Origin of the sequence: Candidatus Laterigemmans baculatus, assembly GCF_010367455.1 — a bacterium.
GTDB lineage: Bacteria > Planctomycetota > Planctomycetia > Pirellulales > Pirellulaceae > Laterigemmans > Laterigemmans baculatus.
The window spans coordinates 39,862-62,036 of the sequence record NZ_WRPR01000034.1 but is presented as its reverse complement, the minus strand read 5'-3'; the positions used below and the strand labels follow the sequence as shown (position 1 = coordinate 62,036).

The window sequence follows — 22,175 nt, the reverse complement described above, 5'->3', positions numbered from 1 at the left end:
AGATGATCGAGCCCTCCGCGAACGAACGGGTAAAATACTGTCCCTCGGGGAAAAGGAGATAGCTGGGAATGTTTTTTCGCTCTTTGCGAACCAGCCAGGCGACACCGCGTCGCTCTCTTTCGAGTGCCGCATTAGCCTGTTGCAACGAGACAGGAACCCACCGATGCCACCTGCCGAAATGGAGGACATCGGTTTTCACCACTTTGTTGTCGTTTTCGTGGTTGCTCAGCTGTGGTGCTGCGCGAGCGAGTCGCTTCCGATGGACGGAACCGCGGGTGCGATTCTGATGATGGCCCACTGGGGGACGGCAATCGAGCCGACCCCTCCATCGGCAGGTGCCGTGCAGAAGTAGTCGCCGGTCGCTTACCGGAAACGAATCGCGAGACCGGTTCCGACAAAGTAGTCATCGGCGGCATCGTTGAGCCCGATCCCCGAGCGGATGTCCCACTGGACATCATCGCTCAGAAGGTACGTGAAACCGCCATTGAAATAGTGCTCCGGCTGCGCGGAGTCAGCGCTGTGGGGAAAAAACGCGAACCACTCGGTATAGGCTCCGGCCCTCTCGGCTAGCGAATAACCAACGGTCCATGATTGGGCCCATTCAGTATAGGCTTCGCTCGTGCTGTCGTCGGTAGCGCGGTTGAACTGGGTGCTTCCTGCCGTCGAGATGAGATCACTGATGTCCCATGAATAGACCCAGTTAAACCCGGGCAGAGTCTCATCCGCCGTGAACGCACTAGCTCCGGTCGGCACCCTCAACTGAGGAATGATCGCCATCTCGGGCAGAATACCTTCTTGTGGCGTCAGACCGACCTTGAATCCGAGAAGAAGGTCTTCACTGCCCGATGCACTCATGCCGGCAGACTCTTCGTCGGCATAATTCCAGGCGACCCGCATCTCGAGCCAATCGGCAAAGATGCCGTAACGCAGCAGCGGTTCAGGATAAGAATGACTCTTAGTGGTGGTCCCAGCAGCGTCGTCATACGAGTAGGTGTAACCGAGCTCCAACTGCGCCACTCCTCGGCCTACGGTCGAACTCGCTTCGGTGAAATCGGGACGATCGGTGACGATCGGCTCATCGAGATCCGGGCCCCCGGAGAAGCTCGTACCATAGCTCCACTGGAGCAGCGTTTTCCGAGGCTGACACGGGCAGGGGCCAAAACCGGTTCCCGAAGCCCCCGAATCCCCGAGGCCGCCTACACGGCCCATGGGCGAGATCGACGAAGCGTGATCCTGAGCCACTGCTGCCTGCGAAGGGGCGGCGACAGTCACGGCGGTCGCGATCAAAGCGGCTGCCGCGCTCCTTAGCCGAAGGGAAGCTGTGCGAACGATCATGATGACGCGGCCACCGAAAGTGCGAGAATGTGCGGGATGTGCCGATCGCTTCGAATTATCGAGCGCTGAGAGTTTTTCGGTCACCGCAAACATCGGCGTGGCAGCCAGCTTCGGTTTGTGAAAAAGCTGTCCCTTCCGCCAGTGCAACCATACGCGGCCCAAAAAACCGGCCCTTATGGCCTGCATTGGCAGCGTTGACTTTACGGCCAGACCTACGGCTCAATGCGATGAGGCTGGCGGCAGTTCGGAAGAGGGCGGGCGGTCGAGCATGCTCCAGAGAAATCGAAGATCACCCGCAAGTTGCTCTCGCATCTGGTCCCGCCGCGCCGGGTCTGGCATGCGGAGGATTGCCGCCGGGTGCCACGTGGCCATGGTGTTTGCGCACCATTCCGTTGGCAGCACTTCCCCGCGTTGCTGCGTCATGCGAAAGTCGCGTCCGAAAAGGGCTTGAGCCGCGGTAACTCCGAGGCACACCATCGCCTCGGGGCGGATCGTCGCAATCTCCGCCTCCAACCATGGCCGACAAGCAAAAATCTCCCGTGAGTTCGGCTTTTGATGCAGGCGGTGCGTGCCGCGTGATGACGCACCGGGGGAATCGGTTGCAACGTACTTGAAATGCTTAACCACGTTCGTGACGTACACGTCGTGCCGAGCAATTCCGGCTCGACCCAATATTTCGTCCAGGAGTTGCCCTGCGGGCCCAATGAATGGCTTCCCCGCGACATCCTCCTGATCGCCCGGCTGCTCGCCGACGATCATCAGCCGCGCATTCTCGCCCCCTTCACCAAAGACGGTTTGTGTCGCCGGGCCGTGCAACGGACAAGCGGTGCAACAATTGGCGGCCATCCTCAGGGATGCTAGGTCCAGTTCGGCCGGCATGTAGTGCATTGCCGTCTGCTCAAACCCTTCGGTTCGCTCGATCATCTCGCCGACCCGCTTCGGCGCCTCCCGAAGAAGCTCTTCGATGAGCCCCGCCTCGGGAAGCGTTGCCCAGTGCCGTACCGGCATCTCCCGCTTCATCGCCCGGACCTTCAACCGAGCGGGATTGAAAATCGACGCATAGTACGTCTTCCAAACCTCTTCCAGCGCGTCTGCATTTGGGGCTTCCGATACTGGAACCCCGGGGCCATAGTGCAGCTCACGTTGGTCCCAGCGGACCGATTCGTCGGGAGTCAAGATCGACCAGTGCATTGCCGGGAAGCGACGCGAAAAGAATGGCGCTGCGAGACGCACGATCTGGTGGTCGGGGCGATGCCATGCAACGTAGCTCTCTTCTCCATCGCCGTCGGTGACTTTGCGAAACCGAACGAACGCCTTCATCTTGTGAACATCACGGGTAACCTCTTTGCGCATGCGGGTTAACCGGAGAACGTCATTATCGACCGTCACCTTCAGCAAGGCTCGCTCGCCATGCAGCAACCGCCACAGCACACTGTACAGGACCTGCCAGCGGATTGGATCTCGATGACAGGCCACCTCGCGGGCGAGCTCCAGAAAGGCTGGCGGAACGGTGAACGCGGGTGATGGGGTTGAAACGCTGCGGTGTGGCCGATGACTCGCTTCGGCTGGTGCATCATCGAAAAGCGATGGTTGAGCCGAAGCCGTCGACCAGTGCACGTCGGCGGGCGGCACGTCCAGCGCAAGCAACCGCCGTGCCTCGGCTCGCCACTGATCAAACGAGTCGACCTCTGCGAAACGCATCAAACCTCACCTGTCAAAGCCGACGCCGCAGCATCGAACAGCAGCAACTGCCGGCTAGGAGGTTGAACTTTTTTCCCAAGTTCCAGCTTGTCTAACTCCGCGAGCCCCGGGTTATGGTCAGCCGTCGCTACGAACACTTTTGCTCGATTCCAACTGACGCGGAGTTTCTTCAAATCCTCTGTCGCGATCTTGTGATGCCGGCGGAGCTTGATAATTCGATCGACGTTTCGAACGCCGATCCCCGGGATACGCAGGAGTTCCTCGCGACTCGCCCGATTGACATCGACGGGAAAAAAGTGCCGATTTGCTAACGCCCAAGCCAGCTTTGGATCCATTTCCAGATTCAGATTCTGATCAGCACCAGCAACGATCTCGCTGGCGTCGAAACCATAGAATCTCAGCAACCAATCGGCCTGGTACAGCCGGTGCTCGCGGACCATCGGCGGCGACTGCCCCGGCAGCCTCGCATCGGCATGCGGGATGGGGCTGTAGGCGGAGTAGTAGACCCGCCGCAACCGCTGTGTACTGTAGAGAGACGAAGCCGTCTCGAGGATTTTTAGGTCCGGTGTCTCCGTTGCACCCACAATCATCTGAGTGCTTTGACCAGCCGGGGCGAAACGTGGCGGCTGGAATCCTGCCTTTGTTTCTTGCTTGTACTCCTCGATCTTCTCTCGGATGCCATTCATCGCACCCTCGATCTCCGGCTTCTTCTTCTCGGGAGCGAGCTTCACGAGATCCCGTTCGGTGGGCAATTCGATGTTGACGCTCAAGCGGTCCGCCCAGCGTCCCGCTTCGTCGATCAACGCTTGGGACGCATTGGGAATCGTTTTCAGATGGATGTAGCCACCATAGCCATGTTCGCTGCGCAACTTCTTCGCGACCGCAGTGAGCTGCTCCATCGTGTAATCGGAGTTCTGAATGATTCCAGAGCTGAGGAACAAACCTTCGATATAGTTGCGTCGATAGAAACTCAACGTCAGATCGACGACTTCATCGACCGTGAACCGAGCCCGCGGCGTATCGCTGGAGATTCGATTGACACAGTACTGACAGTCGTAGATGCAGTAGTTGGTGAGAAGGATCTTTAAGAGCGAAACGCATCGGCCGTCGGGGGTATAGCTGTGGCAGATGCCCATGCCCTCGGTACTGCCAATTTTCGAGCCCTCGCGCGTGCTCTTCGAGCCACTGCTGGCACACGACGCGTCGTACTTCGCGGCATCGGCAAGCACAGCTAACTTTTGACGAATATCCACGGCAGCAGCCACACTCCTGGCGGGGGGTTGCCTGGGGGACAACGAAGAGCCCCCAGGCGCGGAAGCCGCAGCGACGCGGTAAGAATGAACCGCAGATATTCGTGGGAATTAACCCGATTGACGCACGACCAGACGCCGGAGGTGCTTCGATTTGACCCAATCAGCCACCGTGCGGTTGTAATCGGCGAAATGCGGCGTTTTCTGATGTGCTTCGAACGCCTCGGCATCGAGATACGTCTCGTACAAGAAGAAGCTCGTGGGATCCGCCTCGTCGGTGAGCACATCAAATTGGCAGCACCCTGGCTCTTTTTCCACAGAGTCGTGCGCTTGCTTTAGAATGCGAGCGCGAAACGCCTCGACATGCTCGGGATGGATCTCAAAAGTGACGGCCACGGCGAAGGTTGGCTGTTTCGTGCTGCTCATTGCGGAATCGCTGGTGGAATTGACAGTGGAAACGAGCATTTTGAATCACGACCATTCAAAACACAACCATGCAGGCCATGGCTCGGGCAGCCACTCGAGTCACACGCATGATCTTTCCGGGGTCAGCGACCGGCGTCTCCTATGGGCCATCGGACTGAACCAGCTCCTTACGGTGGGGCAGATCATTGCCGGCGCCGTTTCCGGTAGCTTGGCATTGCTGGCCGACGCCTTGCACAACTTCAACGATGCGATGGCACTGCTCGTCGCCTATATCGCCCGTCGCGTCTCGCGTCGCCAAGCGACCAAGACATTCACTTTTGGCTATCGTCGAGCAGAACTGATCGGCGCCATCATCAATCTCACGGCGCTCGGCATGGTGGGGCTGTACCTCATCTACGAGGCGGTGATGCGGTTCCTCGAGCCGAAGCAGATCACCGGCTGGGTGATGATGGCGGCTGCGGGGCTTGCCTTGGTGGTTGACATCGCCACCGCGTTGCTGCTGTGGGTGATGAGCCGGGGCAATCTGAATGTACGCGCGGCATTCGTTCACAATCTCACCGACGCGGCGGCTTCGGTGGCGGTCCTGGTGGGTGGACTCGCGATCATCTACGGCGATCAGTATTGGGTCGATCCTGCGCTGACGCTCGCGATCGCCGGTTACGTGCTTTATCAGGCGCTGACCATGCTGCCTCAGGCCGCCCGCATCTTGATGGGAGGAGCTCCGTCAAGACTGGATTTCGACGAACTCGTGCAGGCCTTAGAAGACCATGAAGATGTCGAAGAGATCCATCATGTCCACCTCTGGCAACTCGACGAGTCGCACGACACGCTCGAAGCCCACGTGGTCATCGAGCGATCCGCTGCGGAAAGAATGGAAATGATCAAGAAGGACTTGAAAGGTCTGCTTGTGGACCGCTTCGGGATCGACCATTCAACCCTCGAGTTCGAATTTCCCGATGAACAAGGGGATGTGCCGGAACATGTCGGCCATCTCGCACCTCACTGATCGCCAAGGACTTGGGAAGTGCACATCCAGGGCATTGCTGACTCGAACGGAATCCAGGCGCGCACGTGGCCGAGGCAACTACCACGAATAACGCGAATAACGCAATTCGTGGCTACGGAAAGACGACACGAGAACGCACGGAAAGGAGAGGGATCGCGGAGAGCTCAGAGAACGCGGATAAAGGGGAGAAACCAGAAGCAAACGCTCCGTTTTATCCGTGGCTTAGCTCCCCACGTTTCCTTTGTGCTCTTCGTGGTCTTCGTGGCCCCCCATCTTTCGGCAATTCGCGGCCATAAGACTCGTGCCCATAGCCCTCCGGCCGTCCAGCTCCGATTCGGCACCTGTGGCCGGCAACGAACCGTTGACATCTGACACCGCTCCCTTACCTTTTGCTTTGCGTCGCAAAGCGAGTAATGGGATGGGCCGCTTTTTCGGGAGTGAACATTGGAGCTTCACGAGGCACTTCAGCAGATTTCCGCCCTTCGGCAGCAAATGGCGAGGCGAGCCTGTGCAGCAAGGACTAGGCTGGACGGCCTGCCGTACTTAGGAATCACGAGAGATGATGACGAAAATCTACCACAACCCTCGATGCTCGAAGTCGCGTGCCGCTCTTCAATTGCTCAAATCCAAAGGGGTGGAGTTTGAGGAAGTCCGGTATCTGGATGATCCCCCCACGGAGACGGAGCTCCGGAAGGTTGTCGAGATGTTGGGAGTAAAACCGGTGGAGCTGGTTCGTAGGGGCGAAAAGCTGTTCAAAGAATTGGGGCTCGCGGAGAAGCCTTTGAGCGACGATCAGTGGCTCACGACGTTAGCGGCGAATCCCAAATTGCTCCAGAGACCGATCGTGCTGCACCGCGGCAGAGCGGTCGTCGGCCGCCCCCCGGAACGGGTCCTGGAGATCCTGGAGTCGTAGGTTCCTGGCCGGCGGTCCGCGACTTATCCGCCGTGGAACCGGTCCGGCTAGCGGCAGCGGAATCAGTTTTTCGTCCGAGGCGTCGCCATGATGTGCGGCGTTGGCACTCAAATTGCCAGAGAGTGCAGCCGACCATCTGTCAGCGAGCGTTCGCCGTGGTCCCCCCCCTCTTTTTGAGTCGATTCGGACGAACATGCTGCAAGACATCGATTTGCGTGAACTTTCGCAGATGCAGGGCAATGGCCGCGATTTTGTCTCGGTCTACTTTCGAGGTGAGGACGGAATCGAATCGCTGCGGAGCCGTGAGCGGATGCTGCGAGCAATGCTGGAAGAAATGCCGGACGAGGCCGAGCACTTCGACATGAGCATGCAGCTCGTGCACGAGTTGCTGGAGAAGCATCCTGTACGTGCCGAGGGTGTCTGCGTCTTCGCCTGTGCGCTGCTGGACTTCGTGCGTGGCTATCCGCTTTCGATGCCCGTGCCTAACGAACTCCGCGTTGGGCCATCGCCTTACATCCGCCCGCTCGCTGAGCTGCAGGACGAGTATCAGACTTTCGCTCTGGTCGCCTGTGACAATTCCGCAACGCGCATCTTCTTGGTCACCAATCATCAGGCGGAGCTTGAGGACCAGATCAAAGGGGGTGTCAAGAATCACGTGAAGAAGGGCGGTTGGTCTCAGAAACGCTACTCCCGACGCCGCGAAAATCAGTTGCACCGCTACGCAGGAGAGGTGGTCGATGCGCTTGCACAACTGGTCAACGAGCATGGTCTCGAACGGATCGTGCTGACAGGTTCTGAAGAGACGATGCGAGAGATCAAGGACGAGCTTCCCGAAGACCTCGCCCAGAAGGTCGTCGGTCAAGAAGCTTTCGATTTAAACCGGAGCGAAGGCGAACTGCTCGACGCGGCCTACGAAGCCTACTTCGCTGAGGAAATTGAGTTTGAGCAGAAGTTGTGGGAACGGATTAAAAATGAGTATCAGCGGCACGGTTTGGCGGTGACCGGCGCCACGGACGTGCTCGACGCATTTCGGACGGGTCGAGTGGAAACCGCGATCGTCACCACCGATGCGCAACTGCGAGGGACGCAGTGCCGGGATTGCGAATGGGTCGTCCATGGCACCCCCAAGACCTGCCAACAGTGCGGCTCCAAGTCCGTCTTCGAACTGGACCTCGTGGACGTTTTTGCGAAGCAGGCTGAACTGACGAGTTCGCGAGTCGAATTTAGCGATCCGATCGCTGGTTTGTCCAAAGTCGGTGGTGTCGCCGCGCTGCTTCGCTACTGACCGCCAACGCAAAACGGTTGACCGATCAGAGCGAAGCGGAATCAGCTAAAGGTAAGCCTCGATCGCTTCGACCAACGCCTCAGCGAGCGCGTCTTTCTATCTCTCATCTCGGAGCCGGCGTTCTTCGGACTCAGCGTTGCTGCGTCCCGGCTCCGTCAGAAAGCTGATTTCGACCAGGCATCTCGCGGTCTTTTCGGCATGATTCGCGGGATTCAGCACGGCGAGCCTGCGTTCATCTTTAATCCCGCGGTTGCGATAGCCAGTCACCGCGATGGTGGCTCGCTGAATCTTCTCCGCGAGCTGATATGACTTCTCGGTCGGCTTGGGACCTACGCCGCAGTGTAGGCAAGTAAGGCACACACCGCACCGGACCACCTGAACAAATGCGTCCGTGAACCCGTGCACACTGCTCTTTTTCTGGCGAATAGTACCGCCTTGTTTCCCCCCCAACTTGCGTATTCAATTAGAATTCGACCGGAGTAGGGAGAGGGACGGTTCTTTGACACTGGCTGCAATGGGGCTCCGGATCGATGGCAAGCTCGCACACCCGTCCAAGTCTGGCTTCCTTGGTGGCCGCAGGTTTGGGTCGACCAAGCCAAAAGAAGCGAAGCAAGCGGCAACGCCGCTGCCATTTCGAAGTTCTCGAGGCTCGGCGAGTCCTGGCCTCACAAATCTGGCACAATGTGCTTGACGCTCGCGATGTGAACGCGGACGGTCATGTGGGGCCGATCGATGCCCTGCAGGTCATCAATGAGCTGAATCGTCCTCGTTATATCAACCCGGCCAACGGCCGCTTCATCGAGGACGTCCCCGCCGGAGTCCGGCCGCCCTATTTAGACGTCAACTGCGACAGCTACGGATCGCCACTCGACGCCTTGATCGTGATTAACGCGCTCAATCGTGGGCCGGTCGAGCCGGGTTGGGTGTTCGAGGGGGTCGCGCCGAATGACGGGGAGCCTGGCGGGTACACCGCGGACGGGTGCTTTCCGAAACTGGTGGAAGGAGATTCGTTACGCACCGAACTGACGCGCAAGCTCACGCTGCGCGGAGAATCGCCTGGAGTGTTGTTAGAATTCGAGACGCCGCAGTTCGCCACGGAATCGGTGGGACGCATGCAGGATGCCTTCGAGGTCAGCGTCACTGATCTCGACGGAAATCCCTTGGTTCATCCCTATGAAGTGGGGCGAACGACCGCGCTGAATTGGTCCGAGGCGACCGAGCCTGCGTTGAGCCCGGCCACGATCCTCGAACCGGCTGGCGAGACACCGGCCGTCCAGCAATTGAGCATCGACCTTTCTCACCTGGAGCCGGGTACGGAAGTTCGCGTGACCGTGCGTCTGCTCAACAACGACGACGATCAGACATCGTCCGTCGTGCTCCGCGGCGTCCGCACCGTGGAACAACCGACCGCTCCGCCGCAGCCAACAAACGCTGCCGCGTTTGAGGCGAGGAGCGCGGGGCAGGGTGTAGCGTTCGACCAGCTGGAAGATGTTTCGGCCAGTCTGCATGCCGCCTATGGCCGGACATCGTTTACGCCCGACCGCTCACAGATCATTACGGAGTTAGTGATCACCAATCGCGGAAGCCAAGCGATCAGCGGTCAATTGGTCGTCGCGCTCGATCGGTTCAGCGATCTAGAAACTTTCGCCATGCAGCCTGACGGGTTCCTCCCCGACGGGCGTCCGTACTTTGATCTGTCGGCCCAGATCGATGGAGTGCTCGCACCGGGCGAATCCACTCGTCCGCGGACGGTGCGATTCACGAATCCCCAGGAGGAGCGATTTACCTACCGCTTGACCGCTTTCGGGAACCTCAACTCGCCACCAACAGACTTTTCGACGACGCCCCTGGATCGAATCGAAGCTGGGCGAAACTATCTCTACGCCGCCAGTGCGTCGGACATGGATGGGCAGGCGTTGAGCTACAGCTTGGTAGCGGGGCCGGTAGGAGCTGAGATTGACTCGGCGAGCGGCCTTTTGCGCTGGCCGACCACGATTGAGGACGTGGGACGGCACCAGATCCGCATTCGAGCAACGGATCCGTTTGGGCTGTTCGTCGAGCAGACATTTTCGGTCGACGTGGTCGCCACGCTCCAGAATCGGCCGCCCACCTTCGTTACCACACCGCTCACCGAAGCCACAGCGTCGAGCGGGTTCGAGATCACCACCGTCGCGACCGGCGACACCCCCGCGATCGTGACAACGGTCGACGGTGTGTTCGGCCCCCGCTTGGTCAGCATCAACCAGGGTGAGCAGAAAATTGGGATTCACGCAGGGAGCGGCAATGACCGCTTTGATGATCCGTGGTTCCTTTCAACCGGAGAACCGACACCGACCGATCGTCCCATTGCTGGCGGATATTCGGTGCCGGTCGGACTCCCACCGCTGCGAGTCTCTGGCGACGACAACAACGTGCTGGGGCTCGACCAGGCGGATCTCAACGGAGACGGCATCCTTGATCTGATTGCATTGACTTGGGAGCGAGAGACGATTGGTAGCCAATCCGTCAATCGAGTCGAAGTGGTGCGAGTGTTGGGAGATTTGGATGGGAATTTCGGCGATCCCCTCCAAATCGAGATTCCCTATCACGGAAACGGGACCTACCGAAATCTGGTCGTCCAGGATGTCAACAATGACTCAGCGGCGGACGTATTGCTGCTTCGTGAGCGGGGGATCAGTGGTGGCAGCGAAACGGTGCTTTATACCTTGCTCGGTGTCGGCGACGGAACCTTTGAGCCACTTATTGAGGAGACAACCACCACTCCCGACGTGCCGCTGAACGACTTTCGGCTCATCGACCTCGACCAGGACGGGAATCTGGACCTTATCGGCCGCAATGGCTCGAGCGATCAGTTTGGCTGGCGAGCCGGCAACGGCGACGGGAGTTTCCAGCCTTTCGTCAGCATCATCGAGATCCAAGGGTCGGCGTTCGGAACGGCGCTCGAACGTCCCTATGATGCCGCTGACCTCGACGCGGACGGCGACCTGGATCTGGCAGTCGGTGCAGGTCTGCAGGGAGTCACAAAAATCCTGCTCAATGATGGAGATGAGAACTTTTCCCTCTCCGCCTCTCTCGGTGAAGAAAACTACTATATCGACCACTCCGCTGCATACCTTGCCGATTTCACGGGGGATGGACACCAAGACATTTTCATTGGAATCCGCTGGGGTTCCGTTGGGCGATTGTATGCGGGTGACGGGACCGGCGTATCCTTTACAGAGGTCGGCAACGAGGTTCTACTCGACTGGAGACCCGGCAATCCTGCCGGTAGCGACGAGCCGATCGACATCGACGGGGATGGCGACCTGGATCTGGTGCTGGGGATCACCGACGGCAGTTCGCCAGAAAATGCTTCCATCCTTGTGGTCGAGAACGACGGCCTCGGCGAGTTCAGCGTACGCCGCTATGCGCCCACCGCACGCGGTGGAATCGCGGGAGTTTTGGTTGGTGACTACAACCGCGACGGCATATTCGATCTTGCAAACTACACCACCGGCAGCTTCTCCAATGGAGTGGGAATCCTGCCGGGTACGCGACCGGGCGAGTTTGCCGGAACGGTCGGTTTCCCCGCATCGCTCAGTGGTTATATGCAGTCGGTCGTGGCGGCAGACTTCGATCTCGATGGAAATCTCGACTTTTACCTGCCGACGATGGCGCAAACAAACTTCGGCAACGGCGACGGCACCTTTGCTGATCCGATTCCAGGAAGTGGATTGCCGCGTCCTGGCAGCTTGGGCGTGTCAGCTGACTTCAATTCAGACGGGATCGCCGACATTTTAACGACGTACGGAAGGACCGTCACTTACGCAACGCTGCTCGGAAATGGCGATGGAACCTTTGCCAACGGCTTTAGCGAGAACGCCGACACTTACTATCAACCCACCGATCTGCAAGTTGCCGACTTCAACAACGACGGGTTCCCCGACTTTCTCTCCCGCACAAATTGCTCGCCAGCCAAACTGGATATTTTCCTCAACGATCCAGCCGATCCGGGCAACGCGTTCACGATGACACAGCACCTGCCGCTCAGTGGGGTCGGGCTGGATTGCAGCGGGTTCGGCTTAACGACGGCGATCGCGGATTATGACAACGACGGAATTCTGGACCTGGCGATTACCGAACAAGAAGCTGAAGATCCTTCGGCGAAACTGGTGTTCCTCAAAGGCGCCGGCGATGGAACGTTTACAGCCGTAAACGAGCAGTTCTCTTATCCGGACCTCTTGGGCTTTACCGCGGTACCTCGGGTGCTGAAGTCAGGAGATTTAAACGAGGACGGGAATGAGGATCTCGTTCTCTTCAATTTCTGGGACTTCCGGGTCTCGCTCGGCAACGGTGATGGGACGTTTGGAGAGCCGGTGATCTATCCTTCGGCACGTGCCGCCAGAGGAATGGACGTCGGTTATCTCACGGACTTCGATGCGGACGGCCATCTCGACGTCATTTATACCAATCCCAATGGAGGAGGAAATTCGGAGCTGTTTTTCCGGCGGGGTCGGGGGGACGGTACGTTCGATGAGCCGATGCTCTTCAGCGGGGTCCAGGGTGCGAATGATCTCAGTTTTGGAGACTTTGACAACGACGGGCAGCAGGACGTTATCCATGGGAGCACGAGAATCAGCTTGTTTTTCGGAGCTCGTCCGGGGCTGGTTGATGGAGTCGCAGCCGACTTGGATGGGGACGGCGTGGAGGAAGTGCTGGCCGTCAATCAGCAAAATGACCGCCTGAAGCTGTTTGTCGGGAACAATCTGGGTGAACTTGAGCGGCAGCCAGACCTGCTCACCGGCCGTGCCCCCACGGCGGTGCACGTGGCCGACTTGGATGGAGATGGAGCGACGGAGATCATCACGTCCAACCGTACGGGACGATCGGTATCCATTTTCTCTGGCTCTGTAAGCAGCGGGTACACCGCTCGGGAAGTCCCCGTGGGTACTGCGCCGATCGACCTTACCACGGCCGATCTTGATGAAGATGGGAGTCCGGAGTTGCTGGTTCTGGACGAGGAAAGCCAAGCCGTATGGATTCTTGCTGCGCCCTTGACAGAGGAGGCCGACGCACCGATCGCCATCGCGATTGGAGACCGGCCCGAACGATTCGCGGTGGAGGATGCCACTGGGGACGGCGAGCTGGATCTCGTCCTCAGCCTCCCCGATAGCAAACGGGTTATGATCCTGCCGGGCGAAGGCGGGTTTGCATTTGGAGATCCCGTCTACCTGTCCGTTCCGGAAGCCCCGGCGGATGTGGCCATCGCCGATCTCAATGCCGACGGCTACCCCGATGTGTCGGTCGCGGTTCCCCAAGAGGATCGGCTGAACATTTTCTATGGACGCGGTCAGCAGCAATTCGCGGCCCCGCAGGCGGTCCGCGTCGGCGATCAGCCGACGGCGGTAGAACTCCGCGACGTCGACGAGGATGGACGCATCGATCTCATCGTCACCAACCGTGGCGACTCGACAGCCAGCGTGCTCTACAACCGCTTCGACCCCAATGAGGTCTACCGTTACGACTCCGACGCCGTTGATCCCGATGACGACTCTCTCACCTACAGCGTCGTCGATGGCCCCGGCGGATTGATCATCCATGCTGAAACTGGCGAATTGCTTTGGGCTGCCTCTCCGGATCAGGTGGGCCTGCATGAGGTGACGATTGCCGCGGACGACGGTCGGGGCGGCATCGCCACCCAAACGTTTCAGATCGACGTGCAACCGGCCCGGGAAAATACTGCCCCGCTGATCGCTTCGGAACCATCCGACTCGATCAATGGACAAACAATTGGGGCCGGTGAGATTTACCGCTATCGGGTACAAGCGGTTGATGCGGACCGCGACGCACTGCGATATCGGATCCTCGACGGCCCTCACGGAAGCTCGATCGATCCCACCACAGGTGAACTGACCTGGGACGGGCGAACCGATCAAGCACTGCGTTTTACCCTTTTTGGGTACGGCTCGTCGGGTCACATTGACATCCCTGCGGACGCCTCTCTCCGCCCTGCCAGTGTAACCGTGGAAGGTTGGTTTAACTTCCACACTCCAGTAGCCGGAAACAATCGCTCTTACTTGATAAATCAAAGTGGAGCGAATGGACGAGCCTACGGTCTGTTCAACACGGGGAACCGGTTACTTGAGTTGGAGATGCAATTTGAGAACTATCAGGACAACCTGCGGTTCGCGATGCCGTTCATTCCGGAGCAGGACCGCTGGTACCATGTCGCTCTGACCATCGACGACCCGGCGCGCGTCGCCACCGTCTATCTCGATGGACAGCCGCTCGGATCGACTGCGATTCCCCATCCCATTGCCTACGCAGAGGACGCTGGCGCCCAGATCGGGGATTCGACCGTCTACCATACGCTGGCGATCATCGACAACTATCGCATCTGGAATGTCGCCCGCAGCCCCGAGGAAATTCGGGAGGGCATGTCCACGCATTACAACAGCGACCCGCGTCTCGTCTTGGATTATCGGTTTGAGAGCGTCGATGCTCTTACCGTGCTCGATCATTCGCCAGCTCGAAATCACGGGATGCGGGTGGCGAATGGCCTACTGCCGATGCCGGCCCCAGGTTTGGCCAATCCCGGAGAATTCGAATTTACCGTTGCTGTGGAGGATGGCCGCGGCGGGACCGACGTGCAAAACTTCACTGTCACGGTTCAGCCGGAACTTCGCGGCAGCATCCATGGGCAAGCGTTCGTCGATCTCGATAAGGACGGCGTGCGAGACGCCGAAGTGGCAGGGGAATCCGCGCTGGAGGGCTGGCAGGTCTACCTCGACTTGAACGGCAACCACTACCCGGATCCCGCCGAGCCCCGGGTCATCACCAGTGCCGCTGGCGAGTACCGGTTTAACGGCTTGTTGCCAGGCAGTTATCCGGTGCGAATTGTTCCCGGATCTGGTTTTGCAACCCCCACTGGCGCTGAGGTAGAGGTGGCCGCCAGTGAGGAGACGGATCTCGACTGGGCAATGGAGCCGCTGCCTCTTGGACAGATCCGTGGACGCGTTGCTACAGCCGATGAAGCACCGCTCGCCTATTGGAAAGTCTTTGCGGATTTGGACGCCGACGGAGTGCACGCCCCTGAGGAACCAGCGGCCCTAACCGATCTGGACGGCCGCTATGCGATCTCCGGGCTCTCCAGCGGTGAGTACCGGCTGGCGGTGGATCTTTTAGCCGGGTGGGCCCTTGCAGATGGTGAGCCTGAGCATCTGGTGACAGTGCCTGGCGAAACAATCGTCGACGACAAAAATTTTGTAGTGCGTCCGACGAGTACATCCGTCGCGGCTGGCGTGCACTTCGTGACTTCGCCAACAACGACGATACGGGCGAGAGACATCTATCGCTATTCGGCAGCGGCGGTAGGAATCGGCGGCCAAGATCTCACATACGACCTATCCTTGGCACCGGAAGGTTTGAGCGTCGACCGGCAGAGTGGACGCGTGGCTTGGAGGCCAACCATCGACCAAATCGGACAGCACAGCATCGTCCTACGAGCCACCGCAGCCGACGGATCGGTTGCACTCCAAGGCTTTGAAGTGACCGTTACCGCTCCCAATGCGGCCCCCGTGTTCACCCACCTTCCTCCGGCTGAAGCCTTTGTCGGTTTCGCTTACGAATATGAAGTTGTCGCCCAGGATGCGGAGGGGGCGGAGCTTTCTTACACCTTGCTCAGCGGACCGCCGAATGCGGATCTGGACGTTACCACGGGCCGCCTTCGCTGGACTCCGAGTGAGGCGCAGACGGCGAACTTTCAAGTTGAAGTCCGGGATGCGGCTGGGGCTGCGGCGACGGTCACCTTTACAGCCACGGCGATCGCGGCGACGCCTGCGGAATTGCCTCTTTCGATCACGCCGCCGCGTGGCCGAGCCGCGGTCGCTGCGGACTACTGGAGTCGGATCGTCGGCGAGGATCGGATTGGACGGCCATTGAGTTGGAGCCTCGAAACGGGGCCGACGGGGCTGGAGATCGATCCCAATGGCACGATCCGCTGGAGGCCGACGTCCGCACAACTCGGCAGCCACACCGTGCGGCTCACAGCCACGACCGCCGATGGAACGGCCGAGCCGGTTTCACTGGCGATCGAGGTGGTTGGAAGCCCCATTAACGCAACGCCGCGGATCGTTTCGCAGCCAACCCTCTCGGCAGTTATCGGCAAGCCATACAGCTACGACATCGCCTACGTGGATCAGGATCAGGATCTCGTCTCCTTTGCGCTGCTCGACGCCCCCTTTGGGATGAGCATCGACGCATCGCGCGGGACCATCCGCTGGACGCCGACGGAAGATCAACTGGGCGACGCTCGCGTGGAAGTGAGCCTGACCGATGTCAACGGTGCCACAGCGACTCAGCGCTTCAACCTTCGCGTGAGTCGAGCAGGCGGGCCCCCAATCATTCGCAGCGTGCCCGAGAGTGAGGCGACCGTCGGGAATGCCTACTTCTACACGGTCGCAGCAACAGATGCCGAGCAGGATCCGCTCAGCTACCGACTGCTGACCGGACCGGAAGGAATGAGTATTTCGGAGACCACCGGTGAGATCGCCTGGACTCCTCAAGCGGATCAGACAGGTCAGCAGGGTGTGGTTGTGGAGGTACGTGATGGTGTTGGAGGAGCAGCCACCCAAGCGTTCGCGATTTTGGTGCGCGGCGGCGTTCCCAATCAACCCCCGACGATTACCAGCGTCGCTCCTCGTTTCGCTGCCGTCGGAAGCGTCTATCAATATTCTTTGACGGCGACGGATCCAGAAAGTACGCCGCTCACCTACAGCCTCATTCGCGGCCCCGAGGGATTCGATTTGGATGGGGCCAGTGGTTTGGTGAATTGGACTCCGGAGGCGAATCAGGCGGGCAAGCACGTGGTCACCCTGCGTGTGACCGATGTGGGGGGAGCCGCTGCGATTGAGTCGTATGAACTGGATGTGCTCGCCGAAAATCGACTCCCAGCCATCACCGGCGCGGTTCCGCTGGAAGTGGCCGCGGGTGTGCGGCTGATTTACGACCTGCTGGCCCAGGACCCGGACCTTGATCGTCTGTCGTACGAACTGCTGACCGGACCGCCGGATGCAAGCGTCGATGCCTTTGGACGCCTGATGTGGCAGACTTCGGAAGCGGATATTGGAACGCATGACTTCGAAGTCCGCGTATCCGATCCACGGGGCGGCGCAACGACTCAGTCGTTCGCGTTGGAAGTCGTGGAGGACACGCTCCCGCCGCGGTTGTCGGTCATCCATACGCCCAACGACGGCAGCCGCAACATTCTGCCTTGGCAGGGACCATTCCTGGTCTATGTCCGAGCAATGGACAATGTTGAGGTCACCGCGCTGACCGTACAAGCTAACGGCGTCGATATCCCACTCAGTGCTGCAGGGACCGCAACTTTTTCGTTCGAGGAATATAATTTTGACCGGATCACCGTGACAGCGACCGCGGTTGATCGCAATGGCAATACGACCACCGAAAGCACCAGTTTCGACTATGACTTTCCCGAAGGCTGGGGTGGCAGTGGAGAGGCGGTCCCAACGGCTGCAATCTCCAGTCCCGCGGACGACGGTGTTGTCACTGGAATGGTCCCGATCGTAGGCACAGCGGTTCACGCACAGTTTGCCCAGTACAAGCTGTCCTACCGCCGCGGCGACCAGGACCAATACACCGAGATCACTCGCAGCGATGTGCCGGTTGAGAACGGCGAACTGGGTGTTTGGGACACAACGCTCCTCGAAAACGACCAGTACTTCATCCGTCTCGAAGTCGCCACGACAGCCGGCGCCGTCAACGTTGTCGAGCACAGCGTGGGCCTGGGCGGAGCCCTGAAGCTCGGCAATTTCCGTCTAGCTTTTACGGACCTCGTACTCCCGGTCTCCGGAATTCCGATCGAGATCACCCGCATCTACGACAGCTTGCGGTCCGACCGTGAAGGGGACTTTGGTTATGGATGGCGGCTCGAATATCGCGATACCGATTTACGAATCAGTTTGCCCGATAGCGGATTGGAGGATATCGGCATTCACTCGCCGCTTCGGCCGGGAGTGAAGGTCTACTTGAACGTTCCCGGTCAGGGCCGGCAAGGGTTCACGTTCACACCCGACATCCGTGTACTGCCGGGATTTGGCGGAAACAACCTGGTGCTCGCGAGACCGCGTTTCACTCCGGACCCGGGGGTGACCAGCACACTCAGCACTGGAACGAGTGGCTACCTGCAAGTTAACGACCTCGGGGAACTGTTTGCTCCAGGCAACATCCCTTACAACCCGGCTAGCCCCGATTTTGGCGGAGCCTATGTGCTGACGACCCGAGACGGAATCCGCTATCGAATCGATGGCACGAGCGGAAGTTTGCTCAGCGCCACGGACCGCAATGGAAACTCGGTCACCTTCTCCTCCAGCGGAATCTCCTACAACGGTTCCGAGGCCGCAGTCTCGATTGGGCGTGACCTTCAGGGGCGCATCACCTCCATTACCGATCCGCTGGGAGAAACGCTCCGGTACCGATACTCGCCGGCGGGTGATCTGATCGAGCAGGTGGATCGGCTCGGCAACCGCACGACGTTCCAATACGAGGCGGACCAGCCACACTACCTGAGCGGCTACGTTGACCCGCTGAACCGGACCCCTGTTCGCTCGGAATATGGAGACGACGGTCGGCTGCAGAAAATCATCAGCCTCGACGGCAGAAGCGTAGCGGTGGATTACGACCTGAACAGTCTGGTTGAAATTGTCGTCGATGATTCGGGAGCGGAAACGCTCGTTGAATATGACTCGTTCGGACGCGTCGTGTCGGAAACCAACGCACTCGGGCTGAAAGAGAGCTACGAGTACGACAGCCGCGGATACCGCGTGGCTCGCGTCGATGCGCTCGGCAACAGACACCTCGAAGCCCGCGACTCTCGGGGCCTGCTGGTTGGACAAACGGATCCGCTTGGAAACGTCACGCGTTTCCCACGCAATGCCGATGCGGGGCTCGCGGGGATCGTCTACCCAAGCGGTGCCGCAATAGCTTACACCTACGACGAACGTGGAAACGTGATCACTGAAACGTTTCCCGATGGCAGCACGATCGCCCATCAGTACGACGCCCGCGGGAACCGAATCGCCTCGACCGATGCGATGGGCAACACCACCACGGCCGTCGTCGATCAAAACGGTTGGGTCGAGGAACTCCGGCTTCCGGGAGGATCCGTCGAGCTTCGCACCTACGACGCCGCCGGACGGCTGCTCAGCGTGAGCAGCGGCGGAGCCGCCGGGCCGCTCCGCACGAAGAGCCTGCAGTACGATGCCAATGGGAACCTCACACAGATCAAAGGTCCTGATGGTGGCATCGAGATCGTCGAGCGGGATGCCGCAAATCAAGTGGTCCAACACACAGATCCCTTGGGACGTGTGACGACGTACTCCCGAGACTCTAGCGAAGAAGTTAAGGGGGTTTCGCTCAACGGAATCCCGCTCTACGCGACCACGCAAAGTGACGACGGGTCCCGTCGGACGGTCGAACTCCTCAACGGCCAGTCGCAAGTGATCGAGTATGACGCGATTGGGCGGGCCACAACCGTCCGGCAGCTCAACGCCCAAGGCGAAACATATGGTGCCGAAGTCCCGCTCGAGTACGACGCGGCGGGACGCGTGATAGGAATCGGGGGAACGATGGCGCTCCAGTCGGTTTATGACGCCGCCGGACGCGAAATTCAAACGATCCAAGACGGCCGCATCGTCGAACGACGCTTTGATGTCGATGGCCGGGTAACCGAAGTTACCATCGACGGAGATGTGACACAGTACGACTACGACGAGATGGGGCAGGTCACTGAGGTCCGCTATTCCGACGGACTGACCCACGGCTACAAATACGATCAGCTCGGCCGAGTCGTGGAAGAATCGGTCAATGGAAAAATCGACAAACGTTATTCCTACAATGCGAAGGGCTTGTTGGCATCCGTTACCACTGCGGACGGCGCGATAACTCAGTACCGATACGACGATCTCGAGCAATTGGTCGAGGTCGTGGACGCGGTCGGTGGAACGACGCGGTACGAGTACAACGCAGCAGGACAGCGCACCGAACTGACGCGGCCGGATCAGACCACCGTATCACGCGAGTACGACCTCGGCGGTCGATTGGTGAAGACCACCGAGCCTGACGGCACAAGCCTGCGATATGAATACGATGCGTTCGACCGCCTGATCGCAAGAATCCGAAACGACGGAACGAGCGATACATTCACTTACGACGAGTTTGGTTATCTCGCTTCGGCAACCGGCGTGCATGGGACCTCGACCTACACCCACGATTCGCAGGGCCGACTAATTCGCCGTGAGGACTCGGGCAGTCGGTTCATCGCGTACACCTACGACGATTCCGGCCGCGTCGCGAGCCTTACGACTTCGGGAGGGACGCGGAGCTACACCTACACCGAGAATGGCCTGCTTGAGTCAGCAACGGATACCGCCGAAGGCGTTACCTCCTACCGCTACGACTCTCAAGACCGCTTGATCGAGACGGTCCACCCGAATGGAACTCGACAAACTATCGAGTACGAATCCCTTGGCGGGATCCGGGAGATAGCCGTCTACGAGTCCGGGGGGCTACAGACCGGTGGCTGGACCTACACCCGCGACACTCGTGGGCGAATCGTCTCGGAAGTTGCCTTTGATGGCTCAGAGACTACTTACGATTACGACTCTCAAGGCTATCTGATCGCGGAGACCCATTTTGTTGGTGACGCGTCTCCCCGCCAGATACGTTACGTCTACGATCAACTCGGCAACCGCACTTCTCGCATTGATTCGCTCGAGGGAACGACGTCCTACCGCTACGACTCCCACGGGCGGCTGATCGAATCCACGTCGCCCATCGAGGTGGCGACGTACGAATACGACCTCAATGGCCAGCTAGTTCGGAGGTTCATCGACGAAGCGAACCAAACCGAGTATGAGTGGAACGATTCGGGGCGACTGACGGCGGTCACCAAGACTGAGAATGGCAACGTCACGCGCGAGGAGTATCTCTACGATGCATTCGGCTTCCGCATCGGAGTGATCCGCAATGGCGTGACTACTTACGAGGTCTACGATAACAGCTCGGGTGTCGCCCGGATGCTCGAAACGACCGATACCTCAGGCGCGGTCCTTCGCTCGGTTACCTACGGAAACGACATCGCCACAATCGTTCGCGAAGGACAGAGTTACTACCCGATCTTGGATGGGCTTGGCGACGCGGATTCTTATTCCGACGAGAATGCTGAGGAAATTGCTGCCTCTAAGCTCGATGCTTTCGGCGCGCCACTGGAAGATACGAGCCTCTTGGAGCCCATGTATCGCGGAGAGCTCTACGAGGCGGGCGCTGGCCTCTACGCGCTCGGCGCCCGACACTATGACCCGTTCAGCGGGCGGTTCCTCTCGCCCGATCCGCTCGAAGGCGGTTTGAACATTCCGATCTCCCAGCACGACTACGTCTATGCCTGGAACGATCCTGTTCAGCAAGTTGATCCGACGGGTTTGTCACCACTGACCGAACAGCTAGTTGCGAACGTGCTGCGGAACCCGCTCTTCCATGTCGGGGTGGCGCAGTTCCTCATCGGAGCCGTTCTGCGGTACGCCTTCGATTCGATCGAATGGAGTGGGCCCACGCTGTCGGTCGGGGCTAGCTTCCTCGGGGACTTCAAGGTTGGCTACGGCCACTTCACCAGCGTCCCGGCCAGAACCGGCGAGGGTTGGGAGACCGCAACGATTGGAGTCGTCACGCTGTCGAAGGAACTTTTTGGCAAAGAAGTTTCTCTCAGCCAAAGCCGGGCGACGGCGAAGTCGGATCGCCTGCGGGCGCGGGCCGGCGCAGCCCGTGGCAAGGGTTCCGGAGCTGTTCGTCGCGGGCTCCGTAGAGATGCGAAAAGCGCGGCGGCTGACTTTATTAGCACAAGTGTGGGGCTCAGCGTATCCTATGGTGACGCAACCGTCTACTCATCCGGTCTCTTCGGTCTGTCCGGCAGTGCTTTTGTTGGCACCTATATAAGCATGAGCGGTACCTTCAATGCCTCGGCATTTGGAAGCGGTGGTGCCGCGACCCGGACGGGATCGGGGGGAGCCTCCCAAGGCGGTGCCGCTGTCAACTACGGATTCGCAGCGGGCTACACCTTCCAGGACCTGGGAGCGAACCTGGCGGCGGTGTCCAAGAAAGGAAGCGGCTTTGTCGATGCCGGCTTTAGCTTTGGTATCGACGTCGGTGTGGGCCTTCCCTTTGAGATCGGACGCTATCCCGCCGCGAAACCGAAGTAGCTCCACTGGG

Annotated in this window: 9 protein-coding genes; 5 read left to right on the top strand and 4 right to left on the bottom strand. The window is 59.4% G+C overall.

Going from position 1 to position 22,175, the window contains the following annotated elements; translation table 11 throughout:
- The first annotated feature begins 163 nt into the window (after positions 1-163).
- On the top strand, positions 164-352 hold the full coding sequence (locus GNK13_RS07315; RefSeq protein ID WP_164101851.1) for a hypothetical protein: 189 nt from the start codon (positions 164-166) through the stop codon (positions 350-352).
- 11 nt (positions 353-363) lie between these two features.
- Here the strand turns inward: GNK13_RS07315 and GNK13_RS07310 are convergent, their stop codons facing one another.
- The 4 genes from GNK13_RS07310 to GNK13_RS07295 form a co-directional block, all read right to left on the bottom strand.
- Positions 364-1,428: a transporter gene (locus GNK13_RS07310; RefSeq protein WP_164101850.1), complete on the bottom strand. Its 1,065-nt coding sequence runs from the start codon at positions 1,426-1,428 to the stop codon at positions 364-366.
- A 126-nt stretch (positions 1,429-1,554) separates the two neighbouring features.
- Positions 1,555-3,036, bottom strand: coding sequence for a UdgX family uracil-DNA binding protein (locus GNK13_RS07305; RefSeq protein WP_164101849.1), 1,482 nt, complete (start codon positions 3,034-3,036; stop codon positions 1,555-1,557).
- On the bottom strand, positions 3,036-4,289 hold the full coding sequence (locus GNK13_RS07300; RefSeq protein ID WP_164101848.1) for a putative DNA modification/repair radical SAM protein: 1,254 nt from the start codon (positions 4,287-4,289) through the stop codon (positions 3,036-3,038). Before GNK13_RS07300 ends, GNK13_RS07305 begins: the two co-directional genes overlap by 1 nt.
- Before the next feature lie 108 nt (positions 4,290-4,397).
- A complete protein-coding gene (locus tag GNK13_RS07295) occupies positions 4,398-4,712 on the bottom strand; it encodes a putative quinol monooxygenase (protein ID WP_164101847.1) in 315 nt (104 codons plus the stop codon).
- Between GNK13_RS07295 and GNK13_RS07290 the strand changes: the two genes are divergently transcribed.
- The 4 genes from GNK13_RS07290 (at position 4,702) to GNK13_RS07270 (ending at position 22,165) form a co-directional block, all read left to right on the top strand.
- Positions 4,702-5,718 (top strand): cation diffusion facilitator family transporter, encoded by a 1,017-nt coding sequence (locus GNK13_RS07290; protein WP_235934880.1) that lies wholly within the window; start codon positions 4,702-4,704, stop codon positions 5,716-5,718. The genes GNK13_RS07295 and GNK13_RS07290 overlap by 11 nt on opposite strands.
- A gap of 562 nt (positions 5,719-6,280) precedes the next feature.
- Positions 6,281-6,631 carry an arsenate reductase (glutaredoxin) gene (arsC, locus tag GNK13_RS07285; RefSeq protein WP_164101877.1) on the top strand — a complete coding sequence of 117 codons (351 nt, stop codon included), beginning with the start codon at positions 6,281-6,283 and terminating at the stop codon, positions 6,629-6,631.
- A gap of 193 nt (positions 6,632-6,824) precedes the next feature.
- On the top strand, positions 6,825-7,916 hold the full coding sequence (locus GNK13_RS07280; RefSeq protein WP_164101845.1) for a VLRF1 family aeRF1-type release factor: 1,092 nt from the start codon (positions 6,825-6,827) through the stop codon (positions 7,914-7,916).
- Positions 7,917-8,446: 530 nt separating this feature from the next.
- The gene (locus GNK13_RS07270; RefSeq protein ID WP_203545345.1) at positions 8,447-22,165 is read left to right on the top strand and encodes an FG-GAP-like repeat-containing protein; all 13,719 of its coding nucleotides are present in this window, start codon (positions 8,447-8,449) and stop codon (positions 22,163-22,165) included.
- Positions 22,166-22,175 lie beyond the last annotated feature (10 nt).

Bases quoted from the DNA above. Each gene is read 5' to 3' on its own strand.
- GNK13_RS07315 (WP_164101851.1), top strand. From the start codon at position 164: ATGCCACCTGCCGAAATGGAGGACATCGGTTTTCACCACTTTGTTGTC.
- GNK13_RS07310 (WP_164101850.1), bottom strand. From the start codon at position 1,428: ATGTTTGCGGTGACCGAAAAACTCTCAGCGCTCGATAATTCGAAGCGA.
- GNK13_RS07305 (WP_164101849.1), bottom strand. From the start codon at position 3,036: ATGCGTTTCGCAGAGGTCGACTCGTTTGATCAGTGGCGAGCCGAGGCA.
- GNK13_RS07295 (WP_164101847.1), bottom strand. From the start codon at position 4,712: ATGAGCAGCACGAAACAGCCAACCTTCGCCGTGGCCGTCACTTTTGAG.
- arsC (WP_164101877.1), top strand. From the start codon at position 6,281: ATGACGAAAATCTACCACAACCCTCGATGCTCGAAGTCGCGTGCCGCT.
- GNK13_RS07280 (WP_164101845.1), top strand. From the start codon at position 6,825: ATGCTGCAAGACATCGATTTGCGTGAACTTTCGCAGATGCAGGGCAAT.
- GNK13_RS07270 (WP_203545345.1), top strand. From the start codon at position 8,447: ATGGCAAGCTCGCACACCCGTCCAAGTCTGGCTTCCTTGGTGGCCGCA.